This is a genomic window from Gallibacterium salpingitidis (genome assembly GCF_030517105.1).
Lineage (GTDB): Bacteria > Pseudomonadota > Gammaproteobacteria > Enterobacterales > Pasteurellaceae > Gallibacterium > Gallibacterium salpingitidis.
Map to the genome: position 1 here is coordinate 993,512 of NZ_CP103875.1, position 25,690 is coordinate 1,019,201.

General features: G+C 38.0%; 22 protein-coding genes. 11 read left to right on the forward strand and 11 right to left on the reverse strand.

Features of this window, described 5'->3' with window-relative positions; genetic code table 11:
• Window positions 1-3: 3 nt before the first annotated feature.
• Complete coding sequence (locus NYR30_RS04830) at window positions 4-1,272, forward strand: heme biosynthesis protein HemY (RefSeq protein ID WP_066114176.1); 1,269 nt, start codon at window positions 4-6, stop codon at window positions 1,270-1,272.
• 370 nt (window positions 1,273-1,642) lie between these two features.
• Here the strand turns inward: NYR30_RS04830 and tsaB are convergent, their stop codons facing one another.
• Window positions 1,643-2,359, reverse strand: coding sequence for a tRNA (adenosine(37)-N6)-threonylcarbamoyltransferase complex dimerization subunit type 1 TsaB (gene tsaB, locus NYR30_RS04835; protein WP_066111510.1), 717 nt, complete (start codon window positions 2,357-2,359; stop codon window positions 1,643-1,645).
• Complete coding sequence (gene yoaA / locus NYR30_RS04840; RefSeq protein ID WP_302502162.1) at window positions 2,356-4,287, reverse strand: DNA repair helicase YoaA; 1,932 nt, start codon at window positions 4,285-4,287, stop codon at window positions 2,356-2,358. The genes tsaB and yoaA overlap by 4 nt, the downstream gene beginning before the upstream one ends.
• A 132-nt stretch (window positions 4,288-4,419) precedes the next feature.
• On the opposite strand from yoaA, the gene NYR30_RS04845 reads away from it, so the two are divergent.
• The gene (locus NYR30_RS04845; RefSeq protein ID WP_302502163.1) at window positions 4,420-5,247 is read left to right on the forward strand and encodes a D-hexose-6-phosphate mutarotase; all 828 of its coding nucleotides are present in this window, start codon (window positions 4,420-4,422) and stop codon (window positions 5,245-5,247) included.
• A gap of 89 nt (window positions 5,248-5,336) precedes the next feature.
• Here NYR30_RS04845 and NYR30_RS04850 read toward each other — a convergent pair whose 3' ends face one another.
• The 4 genes from NYR30_RS04850 to ppc form a co-directional block, all read right to left on the reverse strand.
• Window positions 5,337-6,137 (reverse strand): dioxygenase family protein, encoded by an 801-nt coding sequence (locus NYR30_RS04850; RefSeq protein WP_302502165.1) that lies wholly within the window; start codon window positions 6,135-6,137, stop codon window positions 5,337-5,339.
• Between the two features lie 113 nt (window positions 6,138-6,250).
• Window positions 6,251-6,571: an HI1450 family dsDNA-mimic protein gene (locus NYR30_RS04855; protein WP_066105442.1), complete on the reverse strand. Its 321-nt coding sequence runs from the start codon at window positions 6,569-6,571 to the stop codon at window positions 6,251-6,253.
• A gap of 21 nt (window positions 6,572-6,592) precedes the next feature.
• A complete protein-coding gene (locus NYR30_RS04860; RefSeq protein WP_302502166.1) occupies window positions 6,593-7,141 on the reverse strand; it encodes a PadR family transcriptional regulator in 549 nt (182 codons plus the stop codon).
• 135 nt (window positions 7,142-7,276) lie between these two features.
• Window positions 7,277-9,913, reverse strand: a complete 2,637-nt coding sequence (gene ppc / locus NYR30_RS04865; RefSeq protein WP_302502167.1) for a phosphoenolpyruvate carboxylase — start codon at window positions 9,911-9,913, stop codon at window positions 7,277-7,279.
• A gap of 243 nt (window positions 9,914-10,156) precedes the next feature.
• Here ppc and NYR30_RS04870 point away from each other — a divergent pair, with 243 nt between their 5' ends.
• The gene (locus tag NYR30_RS04870) at window positions 10,157-10,597 is read left to right on the forward strand and encodes a YcgN family cysteine cluster protein (RefSeq protein ID WP_302502168.1); all 441 of its coding nucleotides are present in this window, start codon (window positions 10,157-10,159) and stop codon (window positions 10,595-10,597) included.
• Between the two features lie 48 nt (window positions 10,598-10,645).
• Here NYR30_RS04870 and NYR30_RS04875 read toward each other — a convergent pair whose 3' ends face one another.
• From NYR30_RS04875 to purE, 3 genes are all read right to left on the reverse strand, one after another.
• On the reverse strand, window positions 10,646-11,836 hold the full coding sequence (locus NYR30_RS04875; RefSeq protein WP_302502170.1) for an amino acid aminotransferase: 1,191 nt from the start codon (window positions 11,834-11,836) through the stop codon (window positions 10,646-10,648).
• 95 nt (window positions 11,837-11,931) lie between these two features.
• A complete protein-coding gene (purK, locus tag NYR30_RS04880; protein WP_302502171.1) occupies window positions 11,932-13,020 on the reverse strand; it encodes a 5-(carboxyamino)imidazole ribonucleotide synthase in 1,089 nt (362 codons plus the stop codon).
• 2 nt (window positions 13,021-13,022) lie between these two features.
• Window positions 13,023-13,523 (reverse strand): 5-(carboxyamino)imidazole ribonucleotide mutase, encoded by a 501-nt coding sequence (gene purE / locus NYR30_RS04885; RefSeq protein ID WP_066105463.1) that lies wholly within the window; start codon window positions 13,521-13,523, stop codon window positions 13,023-13,025.
• A gap of 204 nt (window positions 13,524-13,727) precedes the next feature.
• On the opposite strand from purE, the gene pepN reads away from it, so the two are divergent.
• Complete coding sequence (pepN, locus tag NYR30_RS04890; RefSeq protein ID WP_302502174.1) at window positions 13,728-16,340, forward strand: aminopeptidase N; 2,613 nt, start codon at window positions 13,728-13,730, stop codon at window positions 16,338-16,340.
• Between the two features lie 88 nt (window positions 16,341-16,428).
• Window positions 16,429-17,445 (forward strand): quinone-dependent dihydroorotate dehydrogenase, encoded by a 1,017-nt coding sequence (gene pyrD, locus NYR30_RS04895; RefSeq protein WP_302502176.1) that lies wholly within the window; start codon window positions 16,429-16,431, stop codon window positions 17,443-17,445.
• Between the two features lie 402 nt (window positions 17,446-17,847).
• Here the strand turns inward: pyrD and NYR30_RS04900 are convergent, their stop codons facing one another.
• Window positions 17,848-18,501: an IS1595 family transposase gene (locus NYR30_RS04900; protein ID WP_115241497.1), complete on the reverse strand. Its 654-nt coding sequence runs from the start codon at window positions 18,499-18,501 to the stop codon at window positions 17,848-17,850.
• Between the two features lie 126 nt (window positions 18,502-18,627).
• Window positions 18,628-20,490, reverse strand: a complete 1,863-nt coding sequence (locus NYR30_RS04905) for an SLC13 family permease (protein ID WP_302502177.1) — start codon at window positions 20,488-20,490, stop codon at window positions 18,628-18,630.
• A 238-nt stretch (window positions 20,491-20,728) separates the two neighbouring features.
• Here NYR30_RS04905 and NYR30_RS04910 point away from each other — a divergent pair, with 238 nt between their 5' ends.
• The 6 genes from NYR30_RS04910 to NYR30_RS04935 all read left to right on the forward strand — a co-directional run bounded on the left by NYR30_RS04910 (window position 20,729) and on the right by NYR30_RS04935 (window position 25,687).
• Entirely contained in the window at window positions 20,729-21,274 is a 546-nt protein-coding gene (locus tag NYR30_RS04910) for a cell division protein ZapC domain-containing protein (RefSeq protein ID WP_302502179.1), read from the forward strand.
• Window positions 21,275-21,291: 17 nt separating this feature from the next.
• Window positions 21,292-22,140, forward strand: a complete 849-nt coding sequence (locus NYR30_RS04915) for a PHP domain-containing protein (protein ID WP_302502180.1) — start codon at window positions 21,292-21,294, stop codon at window positions 22,138-22,140.
• Window positions 22,141-22,214: 74 nt separating this feature from the next.
• Window positions 22,215-22,838: an L-threonylcarbamoyladenylate synthase gene (locus NYR30_RS04920; RefSeq protein WP_066105479.1), complete on the forward strand. Its 624-nt coding sequence runs from the start codon at window positions 22,215-22,217 to the stop codon at window positions 22,836-22,838.
• A 43-nt stretch (window positions 22,839-22,881) separates the two neighbouring features.
• Window positions 22,882-23,778: a 23S rRNA pseudouridine(2605) synthase RluB gene (rluB, locus tag NYR30_RS04925; RefSeq protein ID WP_302502181.1), complete on the forward strand. Its 897-nt coding sequence runs from the start codon at window positions 22,882-22,884 to the stop codon at window positions 23,776-23,778.
• A gap of 29 nt (window positions 23,779-23,807) precedes the next feature.
• Window positions 23,808-24,779 carry an HTH-type transcriptional regulator CysB gene (gene cysB, locus NYR30_RS04930; protein ID WP_302502188.1) on the forward strand — a complete coding sequence of 324 codons (972 nt, stop codon included), beginning with the start codon at window positions 23,808-23,810 and terminating at the stop codon, window positions 24,777-24,779.
• A 218-nt stretch (window positions 24,780-24,997) separates the two neighbouring features.
• Window positions 24,998-25,687: an N-acetylmannosamine-6-phosphate 2-epimerase gene (locus NYR30_RS04935; RefSeq protein ID WP_066105488.1), complete on the forward strand. Its 690-nt coding sequence runs from the start codon at window positions 24,998-25,000 to the stop codon at window positions 25,685-25,687.
• The last annotated feature ends 3 nt before the right edge of the window (window positions 25,688-25,690 follow it).

Consider the following 25,690-nt stretch of genomic DNA (forward strand, 5'->3'; position numbering starts at 1 on the left):
CATATGTTTAGAGTATTATTCTTGATGTTAATCTTGCTGGTGGGCTTTATTGCAGGGCCGTATATTTCGGGCAAGCAAGGTTATGTTCGTATCTTAACTGACACGCTTAGCATTGAAATGAGTATTACAATGTTAGTGGTGTTCTTTGTCATTGCATTAGCTCTTGTTTATGGAATTGAGTGGGTAATTACCCGTTTCTTCCGTCTTAGCAGCGGTACCTATAATTGGTTTTCTGTGCGTAAAAGACGTAAAGCTCAACAACAAATTTTGCAAGGTTTTGTGAAAATGGATGAGGGTAATTACGCTAAAGCAGAAAAATTAATTGGTAAAAATGCTAAACATTCATCGGAACCAATTCTGAATTTTGTAAAAGCGGCAGAAGCGGCACAACAACGTGGTGATGAATTTAGCGCTAATAAATATCTGATTGAAGCAACAGAATTAGCTGGTCCAGATAATCTTATTGTGGAATTAGCGCGTACACGTATTTTATTACAGCAAAATAAATTGCCGACTGCGAGAACTGCGGTGGATAGCTTGCTTGTATTAGCACCGCAAAATGTTGAAGTATTACGTTTAGCTGTTACGATCTATCTTCGTTCGCATGCATATTCCGCATTAGATAAGCTATTACCGCAAATTGCAAAAAGTGGCTTATATACTGGAGATGGTTTTAAAGAGTTATATCACCAAGTGTTAGACGGTTTATTAGATGAAAAAATGAATGAAGAGGGTGTAGAGGGGTTACTCAATTGGTGGCCGGATCAACCTCGTTCTCGCCGTCAAGATAGTTATGTCATTGTTGGTATGATTCGCCGTCTAATTGATAGTGATGATCATCAATCAGCTTATCAGTTAGTGTTAGAGAATCTGAAACGTATTGATAATAGTGATATGTCATCATTCTTAGCACAAGTAGCACGTTTACAAGTAAGCAACAGTGAAAAATTAGTGAAATTGTTAGAAAAAGTAAGCGATAAAACTGATGCCACAGGGCCTATTGCTTGTGGTTTTGCACGTGCTAAAGGATATTTATTATTACGAGCTAATCAGTTTGATAAAGCACGTGAAGCCTTTGCTAAAGTGTTGGCATTTGAAGATAAATCAGTTCTTGAAGTGCAAGATTATACTGTTGCAGCTTATTTAGCAGAAAAAGCTAAGGATACTGTTGCTGCACAACAAATTCGTCAGCAATGCTTAAAAGATACGATGAAAATTGAGGATAAATCTTCTTTAGAAACCAGTGATCTTTTAAGTTTAGAGAAAAAATAATTTTGAAATTGATATAAGAGAACGGGTTGTAAATTACAGCCCGTTCTGTATTTTATTAATAATCTTAATGAAAGTCTTATGGGTTCCCTCTTACTCTTGCCCGAATGTAAATAAGATTTTCAGGCAAAAAAAGCTGTCAATTTTTCGAGCTGGCGAGAAAAATCTCTTTTTTTGCCGCTCGGAAAATCTTATTGGAATGAGGACTAGCAAGAGTGTGAGGGTGTATTTCTTTTGCCTACTTTTCTTTGGACATACAAAGAAAAGTAGGTCGCCCTTTAGGGCGAAAACTAAATCATTATTAAGAGAGAATTCAACTGATAGTTCGATATCTTTAGCCAGTAAGCTGAAATGAGATATAAATTACATCTCATTATTCCCTACCCGGTAACTTCTTCCACGTCACCTCATTACGCAAATAAATTGGCTCAATCTCTGCCGCAGTGACAGATTGTTGTTTAGCATAAGCAAGTAACGCTAATGGCAACATATAACGAGCTGCTGGCAACGTAACTTGCGAAAGTTTGCCTGGAATTGAATTTAAGGCAGGATAAGCCGCCCAGCCTGTACCAGTTTTGTAATAATCCTCGCTTATCCCTGTTAATTGCTGGCTTAATAATTCAGGCGCTATGACTTGTTCTGCTTGTAACAACTGCCAATCATCATATTGATTACTGTCGATTGTGACTTTTTGATGTTTAAGTTGAGCAAAGTAAACTTCATTCATTCTTGCATCAATCGCACTCAAAACGTGAGTAGCTTGTTCAGTTTCATAGGCAGCTTGCGCCATTGCGGTTAAGGTCGAAACTGGATAAATCGGTAAGTCTGCACCCAAAGCCAATCCTTGTGCGACGGAAACCCCAACACGCACTCCAGTAAAACTACCAGGGCCACGTCCTAGTACTAAACCGTCTAGTTGTGATAATTGCAAACCAGATTGCTGCAATAACTGATCCACCATAGGTAAAATGCGTTGAGTGTGGGTGCGTTGCGCAATTTCTTCTAAATAAGTTAATTCATTACGATATAAAAGAGCAACAGAACAAGCCTCAGTTGAGGTGTCTAATGCAAGTAAAGTTGGTTTCATCATTGTTTATTCCTAATTTTTTGCAAAAATTGTACCACTTTTCCAAGGTCACGAGTACGCTGTGCTGGTGGTAAACTTTTTAAAAAGAGCTGTCCATAAGGACGCATTACTAAACGAGCATCACAAATAATAATTGCGCCACGATCATTAACATCGCGAATTAAGCGCCCAACACCTTGCTTTAAGGTGATAATGGTTTCTGGCAGTTGAATATCATAGAAAGGATCGCCGCCTTGTAAACGACAATCTTCCATTCTCGCTTTCAGCAAAGGTTCATCTGGTGCCGCAAAAGGCAACTTATCAATAATCACTAAGGAAAGCGCATCACCACGCACATCAACACCTTCCCAAAAACTTTGTGTGGCTACTAATACCGAATGCTTTTTACGTGTAAATTGTTGTAATAGCTGACTTTTACTGGTTTCTCCTTGCAGTAATACATTCAATTTACTATGTGAACGCAAATAATTAGCAAAACCTTTCATCATGAAATTGGAGGTACATAATAAGAAGCAATTTCCTTGATTCGCTTCAATAATTGGTAATAACATTTTTGCCAATTGTTCTAAAGTATGCTGACGATTGCTTTCTGGCAAATAACGAGGAATACACAAAAGCGCTTGTTCAGGATAATTAAATGGACTATGCAAGATTTTTTTCTGGGCAGTGGTAATTCCTAAATCTGCAGCATAATGACTAAAATTATCACCTGAATCAAGCGTGGCAGAAGTGAAAATCCAAGCCGCTTCTTGCTTATTAATCTGCTGTTGGAATTTGTCGGCAATCGTTAAAGGCGTAATATGTAAGCTAAAGTGTTTATTAAAGGTTTCAAACCAATAACAATAACCTACTTGCTGAACTTGTTGCAGTCGGCCAGCTAGGTTTAATAGCGTTGTAATGCGTTCAATAATTTTATCGAGAGTTTCAGAACGTTTTTCACCGAAGCGGGCAGCTTCTAATAAAAATGACAGCTTTTCCTGTAATAACTGAAACGAAGCGACGACTTTTTCTTGTGAGAATAATTGACGCAGATCGCCACGCTGATTTTCTATTCCTAATAATAAGCGAAAATCTTGCACTACTTTTTGCACAATATCGGCTGCGGTGCCGAGCTGTTTCATATCTTTTAATTCGGTACGATAAACAATTTCCGTATCGTGACAGAGTTCAAATAATTGAAGAGAACTTAGCGTTTCCCCGAAATATTGGCAGGCAATGGTAGGTAATTGATGTGCTTCATCAAAAATAATAATTTGTGCATTAGGGATCAATTCACCAAAGCCCTCTTCCTTAATCGCCATATCGGCAAAAAAGAGATGATGATTGATGACAACGAGATCAGCATCAAGCGCTTTCTTGCGAGCTTTTAAGACAAAACAATCTTTATAAAAAGGGCAGTCTGAACCTAGACAGTTTTCCGCTGTACTTACAATTTGTGGAATTAAAGCGCTATCCTCGGCTAGAGCAGTACATTCGTTTAAATCGCCACTTTTGGTTGCATTACGCCAAGATTGCAGCGCCCGAAAGTCATTTAGTAGTGAACGATCACCGATAAAACCGCGCGTGTGTAATCGATCTAAACGTTCTAGACAGAGATAATTGGCGCGCCCTTTTAGTAAGGCAATTTTGCCACTAAAGCCCATTGCTTTAGTAATGGTGGGTAAATCACGCTGAAAAAGCTGATCTTGTAAATTTTTTGAACCAGTCGAAATGATAGCCTTTTGTTGGCTTAATAGAGCCGGAATTAAGTAAGCAAACGTTTTTCCTGTCCCTGTGCCAGCTTCAATAATTAATTGTGATTTTTGCTCAATCGTTTCTAAGACGGTATGCGCCATTTCAATTTGCTCGTTACGAGGTTGAAATTGCGTAATGGATTGGCTTAATAAGCCATCTTTAGAAAAAATTTGCTTGAGCTGTTGTTTTTTTGACATCTTTGTGGGCTATTTTTTGAACAAATTTTAATTTATCTCAAGAAAAATTAGATTTTTCAGATTATAACTTTTTTTCAAACAGTAATCGATCTATGCTAGCGCCAATATTTTTTATCATTGAGGTTAATAGAAATGACATTCTCATTATTTAATAAAATGGAGTTTATCGAACAAATTCATCCTAATATTTCGCTGCAACGTTACAACGAAATATCAATGATTGTCGTGGAACATAACACAGGCAAGGCGATTATTTCTTTACAAGGCGCACAATTATTAAGTTGGCAACCAAAATCATCAGCACAAGATCTATTATGGTTAAGTGATGCAGAACCGTTTAAACAAGGTGTCGCAATTCGCGGTGGGATTCCTTTGTGTTATCCATGGTTTGGTGGCGCGCAACAACCAGCGCATGGTTTTGCACGTATTCGTCAATGGGTGTTAAGCGATTGGCAAGTCAGTGAACATGAAGTGAAATTAATCTTTGGCTTATATTCAGAAAACAATATTGCGATTGCACGTGTAAGAATGTCATTTGCTGAAGATTGCCGCGTGAAATTTACCCAATTAGCGAAAGATGAAGCGCAAGTGGCGTTACATACTTATTTCAATATTGGTGATATTGAACAAACTACGATTTTTGGTTTGCCGAAGCAATGTATGGATAAGGTAGCAGATGCTGTGGTTGAAGTACCTTCACCATTAACTATCAGTAAACATACTGATTATATTTATTCTGGTGAAAATCGTATTAACCATATTGAAGATAAAGCTAATAAACGTTTTATTGAAGTAGAACATCATAATGCGAGTAATGTCGTGGTATGGAATCCATGGACAGCGCCAACTAGTGCGATTAGCGAGAATGGTTATCGTACTATGCTTTGTGTTGAAACTGCACGTGTTGATGAGAAATTGAAACAGGGTGATTCTTTAGAAGTGCGGATTATTCAACAATAAATTGGGTTTCGCCCTTTAGGGCGAAACCTAAATCTTAATTAAGAAATAAGAGTTTAATAATATCTTTTATAAACGAATTAGATATTTTATTAGTTACCAATTTTCACACACGTCATATCCAAAGAACCACCAACAAATTCACGATTAAAAATAGTTAATGGCTCATCTTGTTCACGTAATGCCAAAATATAGAGTAATGGTAAAAAGTGTTCGCCACTATTAATCGCTTTCATCACATCTTCACCTAATGCTTGATAATTGGCTAATGCAGCTAAATCGTGTTTTTCAATTAAATCTAATAGTAAATTTTGTGCGTTCTTCGCCCAATCAAATCCATAATTCGGTGTATCCATATTGCGCCAATCAAGTAAACGCAAATTGTGAATGAGATTACCACTACCCAAAATCAACACACCTTTTCGGCGAAGTACTGCTAATTGTCTAGCCAGCGCAATATGTGATTGCGGAGTTAAACGGTAACACAAACTCAATTGGATAACTGGAATATCGGCATTAGGGTAGAGATGCTTCATTACTGCCCAACAACCATGATCTAAGCCACGCTGTTGATCTTGTTGAAAAGGCACTAAATCTGCCAATAAATCTTGTACTGCATCAACTACTTCCTGATCTGATTTAGCCGAGTATTGCACTTGATATAACTCTTCTGGAAAACCATAAAAATCATAGATCAATTCAGGATTAGGATTACTGGTTTCCATCACATCATCAGTTTGCCAATGAGCAGAAATACAGAGAACTGCTTTTGGTTTTGGCATTTTAGCTATCGCTTCGTGCCATTTTGGCGTGAATTTATTTTCGGTAATGGCAAGCATTGGTGAACCATGACCAATAAATAACATTGGCATACGAGTAGGCATTGAAGACATTTTTTACTCCTTAATTGAGTGGTAATTTTCAATGCCTAAATTGTATTCGGTTATAAATAGGAAAACGATATGCTTTTTATAAACGCATTATTTCTTATTGAGAAAAGAATAGCTTATTCTTTCCAAATAATATGGTATTGACGATCATCCTCTTGGTGAGAAATTAACACTTTAGCAAAGACGTCATCCATTTCGTCATTATCATTAATTAAACCAACCCAAACTTCAGCAAATTCATCAGGATCAATTAAGGTACCAATTTCATTTTCCCAATCATCGCTGGTTTCAACCATTTCAACGGCGCCGCGCTCTTCAAATTGTAGGTTAAATAATAAAATATCGGCAGGATCCAGATTTTCTGGTGCCATCTCCAGAAAAATATCATAAGCAATATCAATCGCTGTATCTGGATCAAGTTTCATCTCGGTGGTCATTGGTTATCTCCTTTTAACTATTTATTCTTGTATCATTTGTTGTAGCATTGGTAGCAAATCTTTTTCTAACCATTGCAGACTGACTTGTTCGTGCCGAATACTACGTTTTAATAATAAAATCATCAATTCGTCATAATAGGTTTTGTGTTCAAGACGAGTTAATTCTAGCATTAATTGTTGCATCTTATGGATTGATTGTCGGTGATCTTGCTCACGTTTCTTAACAGCGGTAAACGCCATATTCGGGTGACATTTTAGCGCCGCCAAAATACGCGAAATAAACTCATCACGCAAAATACCATGACTAAGTGTGCTTTCGAGCAACCATTTCTTTAACTGCTGTTCCCCTTCGTTCGTCAATTGATACTCTTTGCGATCTGGTTTTCCTTGCTGAAATTGTAGTGAAAAAGAGATCAATCCTTGTTTTTCCAGCTGATTTAGCTCGCGATAGACTTGCTGATGCGTCGCTTGCCAGATTAAGCCATAAGTTTGCGAGAATTTCTTACTAATGTCATAACCAGTCGCTGCTTGGTGTGCAAGAATGGAAAGAATTGTGTGTGATAATGCCATAATCTCGTTTTATCAAAAAATTAGGGCGCTATTCTACTGGATTTAGCGAGAATTATGTACTTTAAATTGAGAATGAAATAAGAAAAGCCTTATCAATTATCTATGATAAGGCTTGTGTAAGATAAAAAATAATGATTAACCTGTATTACGCATACCAGCAGCAATGCCAGTAATTGTGATCATTAAGGCTTGTTCTAATGCCGGATCAGTTTCACCGCTACGTAAACGGTGCAAGAGTTCCACCTGTAACAAGTTTAATGGATCGGTGTAGATATTACGCAATTTAATTGACTCCGCTACCCAAGGTAAATCTGCCATCAATTGATCTTCATGTGATAATGAGAGCAAGGTTTGAATATCGGCTTTCAATTGTTCACGTAAAGATTGCCCTAATGGCCATAGTTGCTGTGGCACTAAACGCTGATCGTAGTATTCTGCTAACCAGAGGTCAGTTTTACTAAAGACCATTTCAATCATACCGATTCTGGTTGAGAAGAACGGCCATGATTTACACATCTCTTCAATAGTACTGCGTTTTCCTTCTTCAAATAAGGTACGTAATGAAGCGCCGACACCAAGCCATGCCGGTAACATTAAACGGTTTTGCATCCAGGCAAAGATCCAAGGAATCGCACGTAAACTTTCCACTCCACCTTTTGGATTACGTTTCGCCGGACGAGAACCTAATGGTAAGCGAGATAACTCTTGTTCTGGTGTTGCAGCGCGGAAGTAAGGCACAAAATTTTCATTACCACGAACCACCTGACGGTAAATATCACAAGATACTTGCGATAACTCATCCATAATTTCACGCCACGCTTGTTGTGGATTCGGTGGCGGTAATAGGTTCGCTTCCAAAATAGCGCTAGCATAGAGATCTAAGCTTTGAACTGCTACATCAGGTAAACCAAGTTTAAAGCGGATCATTTCGCCTTGCTCAGTAACACGTAAGCCATTTTTGAGTGATTTTGGTGGCTGTGAAAGCAGAGCAGCATGCGCTGGCGCGCCACCACGCCCGATAGTACCACCACGACCATGGAAAAGAGTTAATTCAATATGACGTTCTTCGCATAATTGAACTAATGCTTCTTGTGCACGATATTGCGCCCAAGATGCTGCCATCATTCCAGCATCTTTGGCTGAATCGGAGTAACCGATCATAATCATCTGTTTATTGTTGATAATGCCACGATACCAACCAATGTCGAATAATTGCTGCATTACACTGTGTGAACGATCAAGATCATCTAAGGTTTCAAACAGTGGCACGACAGGAAGAGCATATTTAATACCTGCTTCTTTTAATAATAAATGTACAGCTAGCACATCTGATGCGGTACGCGCCATAGAGATAATGTAACAAGAGATGATACCTTTTGGTTGTTGTGCAACTACTTTGCAAGTATCCAAAATTTCTTTGGTTTCTTCGGATGGTTGCCAGTCTTTTGGTACTAATGGACGACGAGAGCTCAATTCACGAATTAAGAATGCTTGTTTATCTTCTTCGCTCCATTGTGCATAATCACCTAAACCAATATAACGGGTAATTTCTGCAATTGCTTGTTGATGACGAGTACTTTCTTGGCGGATATCTAAACGTGATAAGGTTACACCAAAACAACGGATACGACGCAAGCAGTCGAGTAATAAACCATTAGCAATAATGCGCATACCACACGCAGATAGAGATTGGTAGCAATCGAATAATGGCTGCCAGAGTTGATCGTCATCAGTGATGATGTCGCTTTCTGCAATAATTGGTGTCCGATCAGCTAATTTGTCATCAAAATAGTTGAGGGTATTGCTAAGACGGGTTCTCAATTCTTTGACAACAACACGATAAGGTTCGGCATGATCACCATATTTCGCTTTAAATTCTGCTGAACAGTCAATCATTGAAAGTTCATCTGATAACTGTTGAATATCTGTCAAAAAGAGTTCAGCAGCTTTCCAACGGGCAAGGTATAAAACCTGTTGAGTAATTTTTGCCGTTACGAACGGATTACCATCACGATCTCCGCCCATCCATGAGGAAAAACGCACAGGAGCAAGATCGACAGGTAATTGGAATTGGAAATGTTCTTCCAAATCTTCATTTAATTGACGTAGAAATTGTGGAACGGCTGACCATAAGCTATTTTCAATGACGGCAAAGCCCCATTTTGCTTCTTCAAATGGAGTGGGACGTTGTGTGCGAATTTCATTGGTATGCCATGCTTGAGCAATTAATTGTAATAAACGGCGTTGAATTTGATGACGTTCTTTTTTAGTTAAATCGGCATTTTCTAAACGTTCTAAACAGTTGTTAATTTCTACATATTTGTGCACAAGGGAACGGCGAGTTACTTCAGTTGGATGCGCTGTTAGCACTAACTCCACCAATAATTGTTGTACTGCAGCAATAATCTGTTCCTTGGTAACGGTAGATTGTGCTTTTAGACGGGTTAAAAGCGCTGCGATAGAGCGTTCTGACATCACTTCATCGGTATGATGACGAGAAATGGTTTGATACTGTTCTGCGATATTAGTTAGATTAAGAAATTGACTAAAAGCGCGTGCAACTGGAATAATATTTTCGGTAGAAATGTTTTGTAATGTGTTTAGCAATTGTTGGCGCGCTTGCTCATCGCCAGCACGAGAACTTTTAGATAAAATACGAATTTTTTCAATCAGTTGTAAAATATCATTACCTTGAGCATCACTAATGGTTTCACCGAGTAGATGACCTAGCATATTGATGTTGTTACGCATTGCAGAGTATTGTTCGATCATAGACATTCCTTAAAATCACTTTCTGTGTGAGTAGATATAGCAAAAAATCAGGAGCTGCGTCAAATAGCAAATAATTTATTTAGTAAAAAAATTCATCAATTAGATAAAATTCTATTTTTTTACAAAAATTTTAGAGAATTTTTTATAAAAAAGGTTATTTTTTGTTAATAAGTTTAACTAAATGATGAATTGAGCTTATTGTGATATTGGAGTTTGTGAAGTAGAGAGAATGAGTTAAGAAAAATGGCATTGCAAGAGAATTTTTGGCAACAAAAAACATTATTAGAGATGAATGAAGCAGAGTGGGAAGCACTGTGTGATGGTTGTGGTAAATGTTGTTATCGCAAATTTATTGAAGGTAGAGGAAAACGGGAGCGTTTATATTTTACAAGAATCGCTTGTGATTTATTAGATTTAAATACTGGACGCTGTGGCAATTACGCGGAACGTTTCAAGTTAATGTCTGATTGCACTAAACTCACTAAGAAAAATCTACCTGATTTTACGTGGTTGCCAAAAACTTGTGCTTATCGTCTATTGTATGAGGGAAAATCGTTACCTGAATGGCATCCTCTCTTAGTCGGCGATCAATCAATGATGAAAAAGCATAATATTTTTATGCGTGATGGAATTCACGAAGAAGATGTGATTGATTGGTTTGAATTTGTCGTTGAAGAGTTTTAGGACAATAAAAAGGGCGCAATCTGCGCCCTAAAATCATCATAATGCGGATTAAAGCACTTTAACAATACTTTCGCAGAGATAATCAATATTTTGTTCAGTAATACCAGCAACATTGATACGGCCTGAACGAACTGCATAAATCGCAAATTCTTCTTTTAATCGATCAACTTGTTCAGCGCTTAAACCACTAAATGAGAACATACCATTTTGTTGAATAATAAAATCAAAGTTTTGTTTTGCACCATGTTTAGCCAGTAATTCAACAAATTTTTGACGCATTGCTTTGATTCTGCCGCGCATTTCATCTAACTCAGCAATCCATTGTGCTTTTAATTGATCATCAGCCAATACGGTAGCAACAGCGCTTGCACCATGTGCTGCTGGGTTAGAATAAAGGGTACGAATAATAGTTTTTACTTGGCTAAACGCTCTGGTTGCTACTTCTTCATCTTCAGCAACTAAAGTGAAAGCACCAACACGTTCATTGTATAAACCAAAGTTCTTAGAGTATGAGCTAGAAACCAATAACTCTTTGTGGTTGGCAGCAAAAGTACGTAAACCAACAGCATCTTCTTCTAAACCATTAGCAAAACCTTGATATGCGAAATCAAAGAGCGGTAACCAACCTTTCTCTGCTGACATTTTAGCTAATGTTGCCCATTGTTCTGGAGTTGGGTCAATCCCTGTTGGGTTGTGGCAGCAGCCATGAAGTAACACAACATCGCCAGCTTGCGCTTTTGCTAAATCTTCCAACATACCATCCCAATCTAAAGCATGAGTAGTTTTATCATAGTAACGATAATCGCAGATGTTCATACCGACAGCTTTAAAAATTGCATTGTGATTTGGCCAAGTTGGGGCACTAATCCAGACATTTTTCGCTGCAGTTTGACGTTTAATAAATTCTGCCGCAATACGTAAAGCGCCTGTACCACCTAAGCTTTGTGCAGTTTTTGCACGTTTGTTTTTAACGATATCGTGATCAGCGCCGAAAAGTAAAATTTGTGTTTGACGGTTAAATTCAGCTAAACCATCAATTCCAAGATAGTTTTTGGTATTTTCATTAGCAAGTAAACGTTTTTCCGCTTCTTTTACTGCTTTAACGATTGGTGTTTGCCCATTTGCATCTTTATAAACACCAATTCCTAAATTAACTTTGTTACTACGAGTTTCAGCTTTAAAAGCTTCCCCTAAACCAAGAATAGGATCTGCTGGTGCTGCTTCAATATGTTTAAACATCGGATATTCCTCTAAATTTGCTGTGTTTGAATAGGTTGTTATTTATAGCGCCAAAATAAAGGCTTTGACAAGCACTTTCTTGGCGCAGAATCACTTTATTTTGCTAATAGCTGTTGTTGTGCCCAAGCTAAACCAGATTGGTAATCTTCTGGTAATAAAGGTTGTGCTTGCTGCAAAATATTGACTAATTGTTGCACATCAGGATGTGCAATATTGATATGCCCTAGTTTTCTACCTGCACGCACTTCTTTGCCATACCAATGCAATTGTGCATACGGTAATGCTAACCAATCTGGATGATGCTCTGTACCGATAAGATTAATCATCACCGTTGGCGTACGAGCAACTAAAGCTGGTGTTGGTAAGTTTAATAATGCACGTAAGTGCAATTCAAATTGGCTGATATTAGCGCCCAATTGTGTCCAGTGTCCGCTGTTATGAACACGTGGCGCTAATTCATTAATCAACAGATGCCCATCAACGACAAAACACTCCATCGCCATTACACCGACATAATCTAAATGCTGCATAATTTTACCGAGCATTTGTTCCGCTTCTTGTTGTAATGGATGAGGGGTAAGTGATGAAATGACACTGTAACGTAAAATGCCTTGCTGTTGTAAATTTTGCGTAATTGGATAGAAATAAGTACGCCCGTTTGCGAAGCGTGCACCGACTAGAGATACCTCGCCATCAAACGGAATAAAGGCTTCGGCAATGGTTTCATCAAATAAATCTGCTGTAATCACATCAGTATTGCTTTGATTAACGATCCATTGACCTCGACCATCATAACCGCCAGTACGACGTTTTACGACCACTTTTGTTGCGACATCTTTCCACACTTGTTGCCATGATGTTTGTTTAGTGAGATGTAACCAAGGTGAAGTCGCTAAGTTTAGCTCATCAAGTAATTGCTTTTGCGTTAAACGATCGGCTAAACGAGCAAAAATCTTTTGATTAATAAAATTTGGGTGAGAAGCGAGTAAATTAGTTAATGCAGTTTCTGGCCAACGTTCAATTTCAGCAGTAACAATAGCATTATCATCTAAAGTAAAAGGTTGTTGATGAAAATCGAGCGGAACAACATTGATATCTAGTGGTGCGCCTGCGTAACGTAACATTCGGCCTAATTGACCACTTCCTAAAACGTAAATTGTTGGATAAAGAGAGCTTTTTTGCATAATTATGAATTAATCAAACGTGGATCAGGATTATTTAAAACATCTTCTGTTTGCTGAGTACGGAAATCACGCAAACGATTACTTAATTGGTTATCAAAAACAGCGAGGATTTGCGCTGCTAATAAACCTGCATTTGCTGCGCCTGCAGGGCCAATTGCTAATGTGCCAACAGGAATACCTTTCGGCATTTGTACAATCGAATAAAGGCTATCAACACCGCTTAAGATAGAGCTTTTGACTGGCACACCTAATACTGGCACTAATGTTTTAGCTGCCAACATACCTGGTAAATGTGCTGCACCGCCTGCACCAGCAATAATAACTTTATAGCCATTTTGTTGTGCATTTTCAGCAAATTGGAATAGTTTATCTGGGGTACGATGTGCGGAAACGATTTCAACGTGATAAGGAACTTGTAATTGATCGAGAATATTAGCAGCTTCTTGCATGGTGCTCCAATCGCTTTTGGAACCCATCACAATCGCAATTTGAGGTTGAGCCATAGTAATTTCCTTTATGATAAGTTGGGGGCATAAGGATAGCATTTCTTCATTATTAGTGAAATATGATGACTATAAATTGTTGCTGGATAAATTTTGTTGGGTTATGAATGGCAACCGTTGAAAATCCTTGAAAGTAGATTGCAACTTAAGGCAGAAAACTTTATCCTAGCACACGTTTTTTGTGTTTTATGGATGGACAAGTTTATGTTACCAAAAGCTAAATATAGAAAAGATTATAAGAAACCCGATTTTACGATTAGTGATATTTTTCTTGAATTTCGCCTAGATCCAGAGCAGACAAAAGTTACAGCAAAAACGTTGGTACATAAACTTAATCCTGAAGCAACCAGTTTACGTTTAGATGGACATAGTTTCCAATTTGCTTCAATTAAATTGAATGATGCAGACTTCAGCAATTATCAGCAAGATAATGAAAGTTTAACGCTAGATCTTAGCGAAATGAGTGCTGAAAAATTTGAGTTGGAAATTGTAACTCTATTATCGCCGGCACATAACACTTCTTTGCAAGGGCTCTATCAATCAGGCGATGCGCTTTGTACCCAATGTGAAGCGGAAGGTTTTCGCCAAATTACTTATATGTTGGATCGTCCTGATGTGTTGGCACGCTATACCACTCGCATTATTGCTGATAAAACTAAATATCCATTCTTACTTTCTAATGGCAATCGTATTCGTCAAGGTGAATTAGACAATGGTTATCATTGGATTGAATGGCAAGATCCTTTCCCAAAACCAAGTTATTTATTTGCCTTAGTTGCCGGTGATTTTGATGTATTGCGCGATACTTTTGTGACCAAAAGCGGTAGAGAAGTCGCATTAGAATTATATGTTGATAAAGGCAATTTAGATCGTGCTGATTGGGCAATGGCGAGTTTGAAAAAATCAATGAAGTGGGATGAAGAACGCTTCGATCTCGAATACGATCTTGATATTTATATGATTGTGGCAGTTGATTTCTTCAATATGGGTGCGATGGAAAACAAAGGATTGAATATCTTTAATTCAAAATTTGTCTTAGCAAATCCACAAACTGCCACAGATAATGATTATCTTGATGTTGAACGAGTTATTGCGCATGAATATTTTCATAACTGGACAGGAAATCGGGTTACTTGTCGAGATTGGTTCCAATTAAGTTTAAAAGAGGGCTTGACTGTATTCCGCGATCAAGAGTTTTCTTCTGATACTGGTTCACGTAATGTTAATCGTATCAATAATGTGAAATTTTTACGTGCTGTACAATTTGCAGAAGATGCTAGCCCAATGGCGCATCCAATTCGTCCAGAAAAAGTGATTGAGATGAATAACTTCTATACCGTTACTGTCTATGAAAAAGGTGCAGAAGTGATTCGTATGATTCACACTTTATTAGGTGAAGAAAAATTCCAAGCAGGTATGAAGCTTTATATTGCGGAAAATGATGGTACCGCAGCGACTTGCGAAGACTTTGTGTCAGCAATGGAACGCGCTTCTGGCGTGGATTTAACTCAATTCCGCCGTTGGTACAGTCAGTCAGGTACACCGGAATTGACGGTCGGTGATGAATATGATGCTAATACCTTAACTTATCGTTTGCATGTTGCTCAAATGACGCCATCCACTATGGATCAAATGGACAAAGTGAATTTACATATTCCATTGCGTATTGCGCTATATGATGCTGCTGGTGAGCGCCAACCGTTAAAAGTGAAAGGTGAAGAGTTAGCGAGTGATGTATTAAATGTGACTCAATATGAGCAAACTTTTGAATTTTCTCCAGTGTATAAACAACCAGTACCTGCACTATTATGTGAATTTTCGGCACCGGTAAAATTAGATTTCCCATATACCAATGCGCAGTTAATTACGTTAATGAAGTTTGCAGAAAATGGTTTTGTACGTTGGGATGCGGCGCAAATGTTATTTGCTAATGAATTACGCCAAAACTTGCAACGTTATCAACAAAATCAAGAATTGCAATTATCGGCAGAATTGATCCAAGCGTTGCAGTATTTAGTTGAAAATTATCAACAAGATATTGAAGTAACAACCTTGATCTTGACCTTGCCAAAAGAGACTGAGTTCGCGGAATTATTTAAAACGATTGATACGGTTGGTATTCGTGTGGTGCGTAGTTTTATGCAGAAAACCATTGCCAATACTTTAAAAGATGCGTTTTTGCGTTTATACAACCATACGCAAACGGAAACCTATCAAATTGATCAACAAAGTATTGCACTACGTAGTTTTAATAATGTTTGCTTGAGTTATTTAGCCTTTACCGATTTTGGTAATACCTTAGTTGCGAAACATTATACTCATGCTAACAATATGACCGATACGTTGGCAGCTTTAACATTAGCGGCACAAGCACAACTACCTTGTCGTGATGAATTATTGGCTGATTTTGAACATAAATGGCAGCACGATGGCTTAGTAATGGATAAATGGTTTGCTATTCAAGCGACTCGTCCAGATGAAAATGTGTTAGAAATTGTGACACATTTAATGGAGCATCCAAGTTTTAACTTTAATAATCCGAACCGTTTACGTGCATTGGTCGGTAGCTTCTGTTCACAAAATTTGAATGCGTTCCATATGATTGATGGTTCTGGTTATCGTTTCTTAGTAGATATTTTGATCCGTTTAAATAACTCAAATCCACAAATTGCAGCACGCTTAGTCGAACCATTAATTCGTTTTGCACGTTATGATAATCAACGTCAAACTTTGATGAAACGTGGCTTAGAACGTTTAAGAGATGTAGAAAATCTTTCTAAAGATTTGTTTGAAAAGATTGAGAAAGCATTACAGTAAAGTGAGAAAGAGATACCGATTGGTATCTCTTTTTTATCAGGGTTTATAATTAACATTACAGTAAAATTATCCAGAGAGGTAAACGAGTATGTATCCTTTAATTCGCAAAGCGTTGTTTTCCCTTGAAGCAGAAACGGCGCATGAATTAACGATCAAATTGTTAGGTGCTGTTGGTCGAAGTCCAGCAAAATGCTTAGTAGAAAAGATGTTGGCTGTTGCTGGTACGCCAAAGCAATGTATGGGCATTACTTTTAAAAATCCGATTGGTCTAGCGGCTGGTGCTGATAAAAATGCAGAAGCAATTGATGGCTTTGGCGCTTTAGGTTTTGGTTTTATTGAGGTTGGTACAGTGACACCATTACCGCAACCGGGTAATCCTAAGCCTCGTCAATTTCGTTTAATTTCAGCGGAAGGCATTATTAACCGTAATGGTTTTAATAATGATGGCGTGGATAAAGTTATCGAAAATATTAAAAAATCACGTTATGACGGTACCTTAGGTATTAATATTGGTAAGAATACCTTTACTCCAGTAGAGAAAGGGAAAGAGGATTACTTAGTCTGTTTGGAAAAGGTTTATCCTTATGCGGATTACATTACCGTCAATATTTCTTCACCTAATTCACCGGGCTTACGACAATTACAGTATGGTGAATTATTGGAAGATTTATTAGCTGGAATTAAAGCAAAACAACGAGTTTTAGCTGAACAGCAGCAGAAATATGTTCCGATTGCATTAAAAATTGCTCCTGATTTAACAGAAGCTGAATTAGTAGCTATTGCCGATAGTTTGCGTCGCCATCAATTTGATGGAGTGATTGCGACTAATACCACTTTATCTCGTGACAATGTCACTGGCTTAGCCAATGCAGAGCAGCAAGGTGGTTTAAGTGGTAAACCATTACAGGATTTAAGTACAAAAATCATTGCACGCTTATATCAAGAGTTAAAAGGTGAGATTCCGATTATTGGCAGTGGCGGCATTGATAGTGTAGCTAATGCTGAACAAAAAATGGCAGCAGGAGCAGAGCTATTACAACTCTATTCTGGGCTGATTTATCATGGACCAAAATTGGTACAGGAATTAGTTCGTCATATTCGTTAATACTTGAAGAAAGCAGCATATCTGCTGCTCCGGACCGCTGACAAACCTAAATTTTGTCAAAAACTTCTATAAAATAGCTTTGGGTTCCCTCTCACTCTTGCCCGAATGCAAATAAGATTTTCAGGCAAAAAAAGCTGTCAATTTTTCGAGCTGGCGAGAAAAATCTCTTTTTTTGCCGCCCGGAAAATCTTATTGGAATGAGGATTAGCAAGAGTGCGAGGGTGTGCTTTCTTTTGCTTCGTTTTCTTTGCACAAGCAATGACAAAAAGCGTTAGCTTTTTGAACGTTGCTTGCAACGACCCGTAGGGTGAGCAAGTGAACAAAGTTCACTTGCGAATAAAATGAAGTCGCCCTTTAGGGCGAAACCTAAATTTTAGATAAGGGGGCTGAAGTAGATTAGCGTTAAATCTGACACCATTTCCGCAGGATTTTGAGCTGTTGAGATGGTGTCCCATAATTGAAACGAAACTCACATTCTTTCAAAAAAAGAGGGAAAGATTTTCGATCAATTCCATTATACTTTCTTAGCACACGCTTTGCTTGATTCCAAAAATTCTCTATCCCATTAATGTGATTTCGCCGCTCAGCAAAATGAGTACTGTGGTTAATTCTATAATGCGTAAACTCACTAACATCTAGCACATCATAGCTATGATAACAATCTGTATAAACAATGCTATCTGGTTGTATTTTCTTTTTAATAACAGTAAGTAAGGTATCAGTCTTAGTGTTTTGTACAGTTACTGTGTAAACTTTTCCATGGCGTTTAAGCATGCCAAACACCACCATTTTACCAGCTGCACCCCGACCTCTTTTCCCTTTTCGCACACCACCAAAATAGCTTTCATCTAACTCTACTTCGCCATCGAAAAGTTCATGTGCTTGTAGTGCTAAATGATGGCTGATAACGAGACGAATTTTTCGATAAAACAAGATGGCAGTATTGGCTTGAATGCCAAGCAAATCTGCTGCTGATCGTGCTGTTACTTCTAATACAAAAAATTCAAGCAGTTTTCTTTGTATAGATTTCTTTAGTTTACAATTGGTTATCTTCATTTTTGTAGCTTAGCATAAGTGCTAATCTACTTCAGCCCCTAGATAAGAAATAATTTAGCTAAAAGTTTTATAATTGACTTTATCAATAAACTGAAGCAGCAGCATATCTACTGCTTCTTTACTGCATTAACTAAACAAAACCGGCACCACAAAAATCGTTGCCAACATAACTAAAATCGTAAATGGCACTCCGACTTTTAAGAAATCGGTAAATTTATAACCACCCGGACCAAGTACCATCGTATTGACCGGTGATGCTACTGGTGTCATAAACGCAGCAGAGGCGGAAATAGCTATGGTAATAACAAATGGCACTGGCGAGGTATTCAATTTCATTGCCATAGCGACAGCAATTGGTGCCATCAAAATAGCAGTTGCAGTATTAGAAATAAAAGAGCTAATAACTGCACATAGAATAAATAAACTGGCTAGAATGGCGTGAATACCCCAACCACCTACTAATTGCAGCAACGCATCAACGGCAAGATTGATTCCGCCTGTTTTAGTTAAGGCGGTGGCAAATGGCATCATTCCTACAATTAAAATCAGACTTGGCCAATGGATAGCGTTGTAAGCACTTTTGGCATCAATACAGCGGAATTTGGCGAGCAAAATACAGGTGATTAACGCGGCTACCACATTGGATACTACGCCTGAAACCATCAATCCTACCATAATGGCAACAGCAAATAGAGCGTGTGGAGCTTGGCTTAGCGCTGGAGCAACGTGTTCGATCTCGGCTGGAGAATTAAGTAAAAAGAAATCTTGATTTTTACTTTGTAATGCTTGAATTTGTTTCCATTCCCCAATCACTACATACTGATCGCCGACAGTAAATTCAATTTCGGCAAGATCGGTTTGTAACAGTTGATGTCCGCGTTTAACACCAGCAATAATTAAGCCATATTTATTTTGAAAACGTACTTCACGCACTGTTTTTCCCAATAACGCACTTTCGGGGATTGGTGAGATTTCCGCCATACCCACGCTTTTTGCCTTGTCGCTAACATATTGCCCACGAACTTCAATAGGTTTTAAATGATGCCGTTGGCAAAAATCCAGCCAATCCAATTCAGTATTAGTAACATCAAACAGCAAAATATCTTTTGCTCTTAATTCAGTTAAGGCTGATGGCGTTACTACAATTCGTCTAACACGACGCCAACGTTCAATTGCAATTACTAAAATATTGTGGCGTGAGTGTAGATGTAGTTCATCTAATGTTTTGCCAATAAAGGGCGAATCTGGCAGTACAATCACTTGACGCGAGCGAGTAGATAATTGATAGCTCTCAATCAAGTCATTCATTGAAGTGCGATTATAATTCTGTTTTAAATCTTCTGGATCGCCGCTATCTAATAAATGGCGAGCCACTAATAAATAGAGGATACCAAGAATCAGGATCATCATTCCGATTGGGGTAAAAGAGAAAAAGTTTAATGCTGGCCAGCCTGCTTTAATTAATTCTGCGTTAGCAATAAGATTAGGCGGCGTAGCAATTAATGTCATCATACCGCTGATCAGCCCAGCAATACTAAGTGGCATCATTAAGCGTTTTGGTGAAATGTGCATACTGCGGCAAATAGCTAAGACAACAGGAATAAAGATTGCCACAATACCAGTCGAACTCATAAAGGCGCCTAAACCACAGACAGCGAGCATTAATAAAATTAAGACTTTGATTTCATTATTGTTGGCGATACGTAACAGCCAATCGCTGACTTGATAAGCAATTCCTGTACGCAATAACGCGTCACCAACAACAAATAACAAAGCGATTAATACAACATTGGGATCACTGAAACCAGCGAGAATTTCAGGAACGGTTAGAATGCCGCTTAAGCTGAATGCAACTAGCACCAATAAAGCGACAACATCCATTCTGATTTTATTAGAAATAAAGAGCCAAATTGCTGAGATTAATAATAAAAGAACCACAATTAATTGAGGATTAATTTGCGGTGGCAGCCATTCCACGAAAGACACCATAACACTCCAAAATAGGTAAAGAAATATAAATTTAATCCTAACACAAAATAGGTAAAACAGCGGATTTTCAATGGCGAAATCGTAGAAATTTTTACTGGTAAATTGAAATAATGAAAAAAATGAGGTTTTTTAATAAAAAATTACAAAAAAAGTCACTTTTTCATCACATTATCTTATTTTTTAGCATATAATCAGACAGTTAGAAGTTTTTAATTATATTTTGAGGTAATGGTTCAATATGTCGTTCAATAATATGTGTAAATGGCAATATGATGCAGTACGAGATCGTCTTACTGCGTTACTGCCTAACTATACAATTGTTGAAACAACATTATCAAAACAAGTCCTAAATGGTGACGGTTTAACGACTAGCAATTTTGCCTTAGCTGATCTTGATAAAGTAGCGCAGTTTCTGGATATCTTAGAACCATTACAATTCCCAGAAGAGATTAATCAACGTTTAGCTTATAGTGCGATTGCTTGTGAACATTTTTTATTGCCAAAACAGCCGCAAAATTGGTTTTTCACCTTATTAGAGGGTAAACAAACGGTCACTGAACCAAGTTTGGCACGTTGTTTTGTTAATGCGACCCAATCATGGGCAACGTTATTAGTGGCTTATCTTGAAGACAATATTGCTAGTGTCATTGTGTTGGAACAACAGTTGATACTGCCACAAACAACACTCTATTTTGGTGATCCTTTCCGTATCAATCTTAATCGCTTAGAACCATTAATGATTGAAGTTGAAGCACCAGCAATGATGTTTAAACAATACGCTTAAATTAGATCATAATCATAATGCAATTTAAATTATCGCAACTTTCTCCTAAAAAACTGGATTTACATACTCATAGCAGCGCTTCTGATGGTGTATTAACGCCAACAGAGTTAATTTTACGTGCGAAAGAACAGCAAATCGATGTATTGGCATTAACAGATCATGACACTATTGATGGTATCGCCGAGGCGAGAAGTGCGGCGCAACAGCAACAAATTACCTTGATTAGCGGTGTCGAAATCTCGACATTATGGAATGGTAAAACAATTCATATTGTCGGTTTAGATTTTGATGAAACTCATCCAGCAATGACAGCATTACTTGCAGAACAGGCTAGATTACGTCATGCACGGGCAGTAGAAATTGGCGAAAAATTCAAAAAATTTGGCTTGGAGAATGCTTTTGCAGAAGCACAAGCATTAACGACAGGAGAGGTTACGCGAGCACACTATGCACGCTATTTGGTAAATATTGGTTTAGTGAGTAATGAAGGGCAAGCTTTTAAACGTTATTTATCGCAAGGCAAACCTTGTCATGTAAAAGCCAATTGGTGCGATATTCCGACAGCAATTGATGTAATTCATCAAGCTGGTGGTGTAGCAGTGGTGGCGCATCCAATGCGTTATCAAATGACTAACAATAAGATCCATACTTTAATTAAAGATTTTCAGCAATGGCAAGGCGACGCCGTTGAGATTGCTGGTGGTATCGATCACAATCAACAAAAAATGTTGATTAAATGGTTGGAAGAATTAAATTTATTAGCGTCCGTCGGCTCTGATTTCCATTATCCTTGTGGTTGGATTGAATTAGGAAAAAATTTGACCATTCCAACAACGGTAAAAGCGGTCTGGCAACAATCTATTTAAATTTTTCACTTATTCTGTACTGAAATGCGTTATATAATAAGCGTGTTTTGTTGTAATCACAGAAGGAGAGTGTTATGAGTCAGTTCTTCTATATTCATCCCGATAACCCGCAACAACGTTTGATTAATCAAGCAGTTGAGATTTTGCGTGATGGTGGCGTTATTGTTTATCCAACAGATTCAGGATATGCCTTGGGATGTATGATTGGTGATAAACACGCAATGGATCGCATTATCCGCATTCGCCATTTGCCGGAAGGGCATAATTTTACATTAGTATGCAGTGATTTATCAGAATTATCGAATTATTCATTGGTAACAAATAACGTATATCGTTTAATCAAGAATAATACACCGGGTCGTTATACCTTTATTTTAACGGCAACCAAAGAGTTACCAAGACGTTTGATGACGTCAAAACGAAAAACAATTGGTATTCGAGTACCAGATAATAATATTGCGTTGGCATTATTAAATACTTTAGGTGAACCAATTTTATCTTGTTCATTAATGTTGCCGGGAGAAGAGTATTTCACTTTGTCTGATCCAGAAGAGATTCGCAATTTATTAGAAAACCAAGTTGATTTGATTATTCATGGTGGTTATTTAGGTCAAGATCCTACTACGGTTGTGGATTTAACAGTAGAACCGCCAGTGATTTTGCGTGAAGGCAGTGGTAGTACCACACCTTTTATTTAATTATGTTTGAATAAAGACGTCTGAGAAGACGACAAGAGGATTTATGCAATTAGCAAAAACAAATAAACCAGAAAAACCAGCAAAAATAGTCGGTGAAAAATTACAAAAAGTATTAGCACGAACAGGATTAGGTTCTCGCCGCGAAATTGAAACCATTATTGCGGCAGGACGTGTCAGCGTAAATGGGGTAATTGCGACCTTAGGCGAGCGTGTCGAAGTTAAGACCGATACTAAAATTCGTGTTGATGGTCAGTTGGTTTCTCTTAATTCAGCGCGCAAAGAAGTTTGTCGTGTCTTAATGTATTACAAACCTGAAGGGGAATTATGTACACGTCATGATCCCGAAGGGCGAGCAACTGTATTTGAGCGTTTACCAAAAATTAGTAATGGACGCTGGATTGCGGTAGGGCGTTTAGATATTAATACCTCAGGACTATTACTTTTCACTACCGATGGTGAATTAGCGAACCGTTTAATGCACCCAAGTAAAGAGGTAGAACGTGAGTATTCGGTGCGGGTATTTGGTGAAGTAACGGAAAAAATGCTAATGCAGCTCAAAAAAGGCGTACAATTGGAAGACGGTCCAGCGAATTTCAAAAGCATTTCACCACAAGGTGGTCAAGGTATGAACCAATGGTTTGCGGTGACTTTGACCGAAGGACGTAATCGAGAAGTGCGTCGTCTATGGGAATCACAAGGTATTCAAGTCAGCCGTTTGATTCGTACTCGTTATGGCAATATTGAATTAATGCGTGGCTTACCGAGAGGCGGTTGGGAAGAGTTGCCTTTAGATAAGGTAAACTATTTACGTCAATTAGTTGGCTTACCATTAGAAACTGAAACGAAACTTGATGTGAAAAATCCACGCAAATTTAAGTCTAATCAGATCCGCAAAGCGGTAAAACAACACTCGTTGAGAAAACGTTATCAACAACGCTAAATAATAGGTATAACTAAGAGCGGGAAGCAATGAAGTTACAACAACTGCGTTATATTGTTGAGATTGCAAATCACAATTTAAATATTACTGATGCGGCAAAGTCGCTTTATACTTCCCAACCTGGTATTAGTAAGCAAGTTAAATTGCTAGAAGATGAATTAGGCTTACCGATTTTTGAACGTAATGGTAAACACATCCAATGTTTAACGCCGACAGGGGAAAAAATTATTGCAATTGCTCGTGAATTGCTAGTTAAGGAACAGAGTATCAAAGCGATTGCGGACGAGCATAAAAAACCTGATGTAGGTACGTTACGCATTGCAACGACGAATACACAAGCACGTTATAAATTGCCAGATGTCGTGAAACAATTTGTGAAATGTTATCCGGATGTTAGCTTGCATATTCATCAAGGTTCACCGCAACAAATCTATGAGTTGTTATTATCAGGTGAGATTGATTTAGCGATTATTACTGAAGCGCAATATCTCTTTGAAGATGCGATTTTGTTGCCATGCTATATGTGGAACCGTTCGGTGATCGTGAAAAAAGATCATCCATTAGCACAAATTGAAGAATTAACCATTGAAGAGTTAGGCAAATATCCGCTAGTGACTTATATCTTTGGTTTTACTGGACGTTCTGATTTAGATTATGCCTTTAGTCGAGAAGGCATTTTGCCTAATACTGTCTTTACAGCGACAGATGCGGATGTCATCAAAACGTATGTCAGATTAGGGCTTGGTGTAGGAATAATGGCATCTATGGCTTATACCGAAAGTGATACCGATTTAGTGGCGATTGATGCAAGTCATCTATTTAAAGCAAGTATGACGCAAATTGCCTTTAAAAAAGGTTCATTTTTACGCCGTTATACATATGACTTTATCCATTTATTTGCGCCGCATTTATCACGCCCACAAGTAGAGAAAGCAGAGCAAATTCGTGATAATAATGAAATTCGCAAGATGTTTGATGATGTCGATTTAGATTATCTCTAACGTACAAATCTCTCTTCATTCTTGCTAAAGCGTATAAAAATCAGACAGGGAGCGAGTCTCCCTTCATTTGACAACAAATTTATGTTGTTTTCCTCCATAAAATTTATGATCTAGATCTCAAAAAAAAATTATTTTTCTTGTTCTCAGTAAGACATAAGAGTAAATTACACAGCATAATGAAGCCTAACTTCTTTTTTGTGAAATTTACTGGAGTTCATATGTCAAATTTAGACCAACAACATATCCTTGAAGTGATTAAACATGGTCTGATTGCTTCTTGCCAGCCGGTGGATGACGGTCCAATGGATCATCCGGAAATTGTGGCAGCAATGGCGCAAGCCTCTGTGATTGGCGGAGCAGCAGGGTTACGTATTGAAGGCGTTGATAATTTAAAAGCAACACGCAAAATGGTGAAAGTTCCGATTATTGGGATTGTAAAACGTGATTTACCAGATAGCCCAGTACGCATTACCCCATTTTTAACAGATGTAGAAGCATTAGCAGAAGCTGGTGCAGATATTATTGCTTTTGATGGTACTTTCCGTACTCGCCCAACGAGCATTGAAGATACCGTCAAACGTATTAAAGAATTAGGATTATTGTCAATGGCAGATTGTTCAACGTTTGAAGAAGGGATGTTCTGCCAAAAATTAGGTGTTGATCTGATTGGTAGTACAATGTCTGGCTATACAGGCGGCCCAATTCCAGCAGAACCTGATTATCAATTAGTGATTGATTTAGCGAAAGCAGGCTGTCGTGTTATGGCTGAAGGGCGCTATAACACACCAGAATTAGCAAGAAAAGCGATTGAAATTGGCGCACATTCGGTAACCGTAGGTTCAGCATTAACTCGCTTAGAACATATTGTAAGTTGGTTTGCTGATGCAGTGAAATCGGCAAATAAATAAGAG

Excerpts from the sequence above, each read along its gene's own strand:
- NYR30_RS04900 (WP_115241497.1), bottom strand. The coding sequence starts at position 18,501 with ATGAAGATAACCAATTGTAAACTAAAGAAATCTATACAAAGAAAACTG.
- NYR30_RS04935 (WP_066105488.1), top strand. The coding sequence starts at position 24,998 with ATGTCAAATTTAGACCAACAACATATCCTTGAAGTGATTAAACATGGT.
- purE (WP_066105463.1), bottom strand. The coding sequence starts at position 13,523 with ATGGCTCAACCTCAAATTGCGATTGTGATGGGTTCCAAAAGCGATTGG.
- pyrD (WP_302502176.1), top strand. The coding sequence starts at position 16,429 with ATGTATCCTTTAATTCGCAAAGCGTTGTTTTCCCTTGAAGCAGAAACG.
- NYR30_RS04830 (WP_066114176.1), top strand. The coding sequence starts at position 4 with ATGTTTAGAGTATTATTCTTGATGTTAATCTTGCTGGTGGGCTTTATT.
- ppc (WP_302502167.1), bottom strand. The coding sequence starts at position 9,913 with ATGATCGAACAATACTCTGCAATGCGTAACAACATCAATATGCTAGGT.
- purK (WP_302502171.1), bottom strand. The coding sequence starts at position 13,020 with ATGCAAAAAAGCTCTCTTTATCCAACAATTTACGTTTTAGGAAGTGGT.
- NYR30_RS04905 (WP_302502177.1), bottom strand. The coding sequence starts at position 20,490 with ATGGTGTCTTTCGTGGAATGGCTGCCACCGCAAATTAATCCTCAATTA.
- NYR30_RS04875 (WP_302502170.1), bottom strand. The coding sequence starts at position 11,836 with ATGTTTAAACATATTGAAGCAGCACCAGCAGATCCTATTCTTGGTTTA.
- NYR30_RS04860 (WP_302502166.1), bottom strand. The coding sequence starts at position 7,141 with ATGGCATTATCACACACAATTCTTTCCATTCTTGCACACCAAGCAGCG.
- yoaA (WP_302502162.1), bottom strand. The coding sequence starts at position 4,287 with ATGTCAAAAAAACAACAGCTCAAGCAAATTTTTTCTAAAGATGGCTTA.
- NYR30_RS04845 (WP_302502163.1), top strand. The coding sequence starts at position 4,420 with ATGACATTCTCATTATTTAATAAAATGGAGTTTATCGAACAAATTCAT.
- NYR30_RS04855 (WP_066105442.1), bottom strand. The coding sequence starts at position 6,571 with ATGACCACCGAGATGAAACTTGATCCAGATACAGCGATTGATATTGCT.
- NYR30_RS04850 (WP_302502165.1), bottom strand. The coding sequence starts at position 6,137 with ATGTCTTCAATGCCTACTCGTATGCCAATGTTATTTATTGGTCATGGT.
- NYR30_RS04920 (WP_066105479.1), top strand. The coding sequence starts at position 22,215 with ATGAGTCAGTTCTTCTATATTCATCCCGATAACCCGCAACAACGTTTG.
- NYR30_RS04870 (WP_302502168.1), top strand. The coding sequence starts at position 10,157 with ATGGCATTGCAAGAGAATTTTTGGCAACAAAAAACATTATTAGAGATG.
- tsaB (WP_066111510.1), bottom strand. The coding sequence starts at position 2,359 with ATGATGAAACCAACTTTACTTGCATTAGACACCTCAACTGAGGCTTGT.
- NYR30_RS04915 (WP_302502180.1), top strand. The coding sequence starts at position 21,292 with ATGCAATTTAAATTATCGCAACTTTCTCCTAAAAAACTGGATTTACAT.
- cysB (WP_302502188.1), top strand. The coding sequence starts at position 23,808 with ATGAAGTTACAACAACTGCGTTATATTGTTGAGATTGCAAATCACAAT.
- NYR30_RS04910 (WP_302502179.1), top strand. The coding sequence starts at position 20,729 with ATGTCGTTCAATAATATGTGTAAATGGCAATATGATGCAGTACGAGAT.
- pepN (WP_302502174.1), top strand. The coding sequence starts at position 13,728 with ATGTTACCAAAAGCTAAATATAGAAAAGATTATAAGAAACCCGATTTT.
- rluB (WP_302502181.1), top strand. The coding sequence starts at position 22,882 with ATGCAATTAGCAAAAACAAATAAACCAGAAAAACCAGCAAAAATAGTC.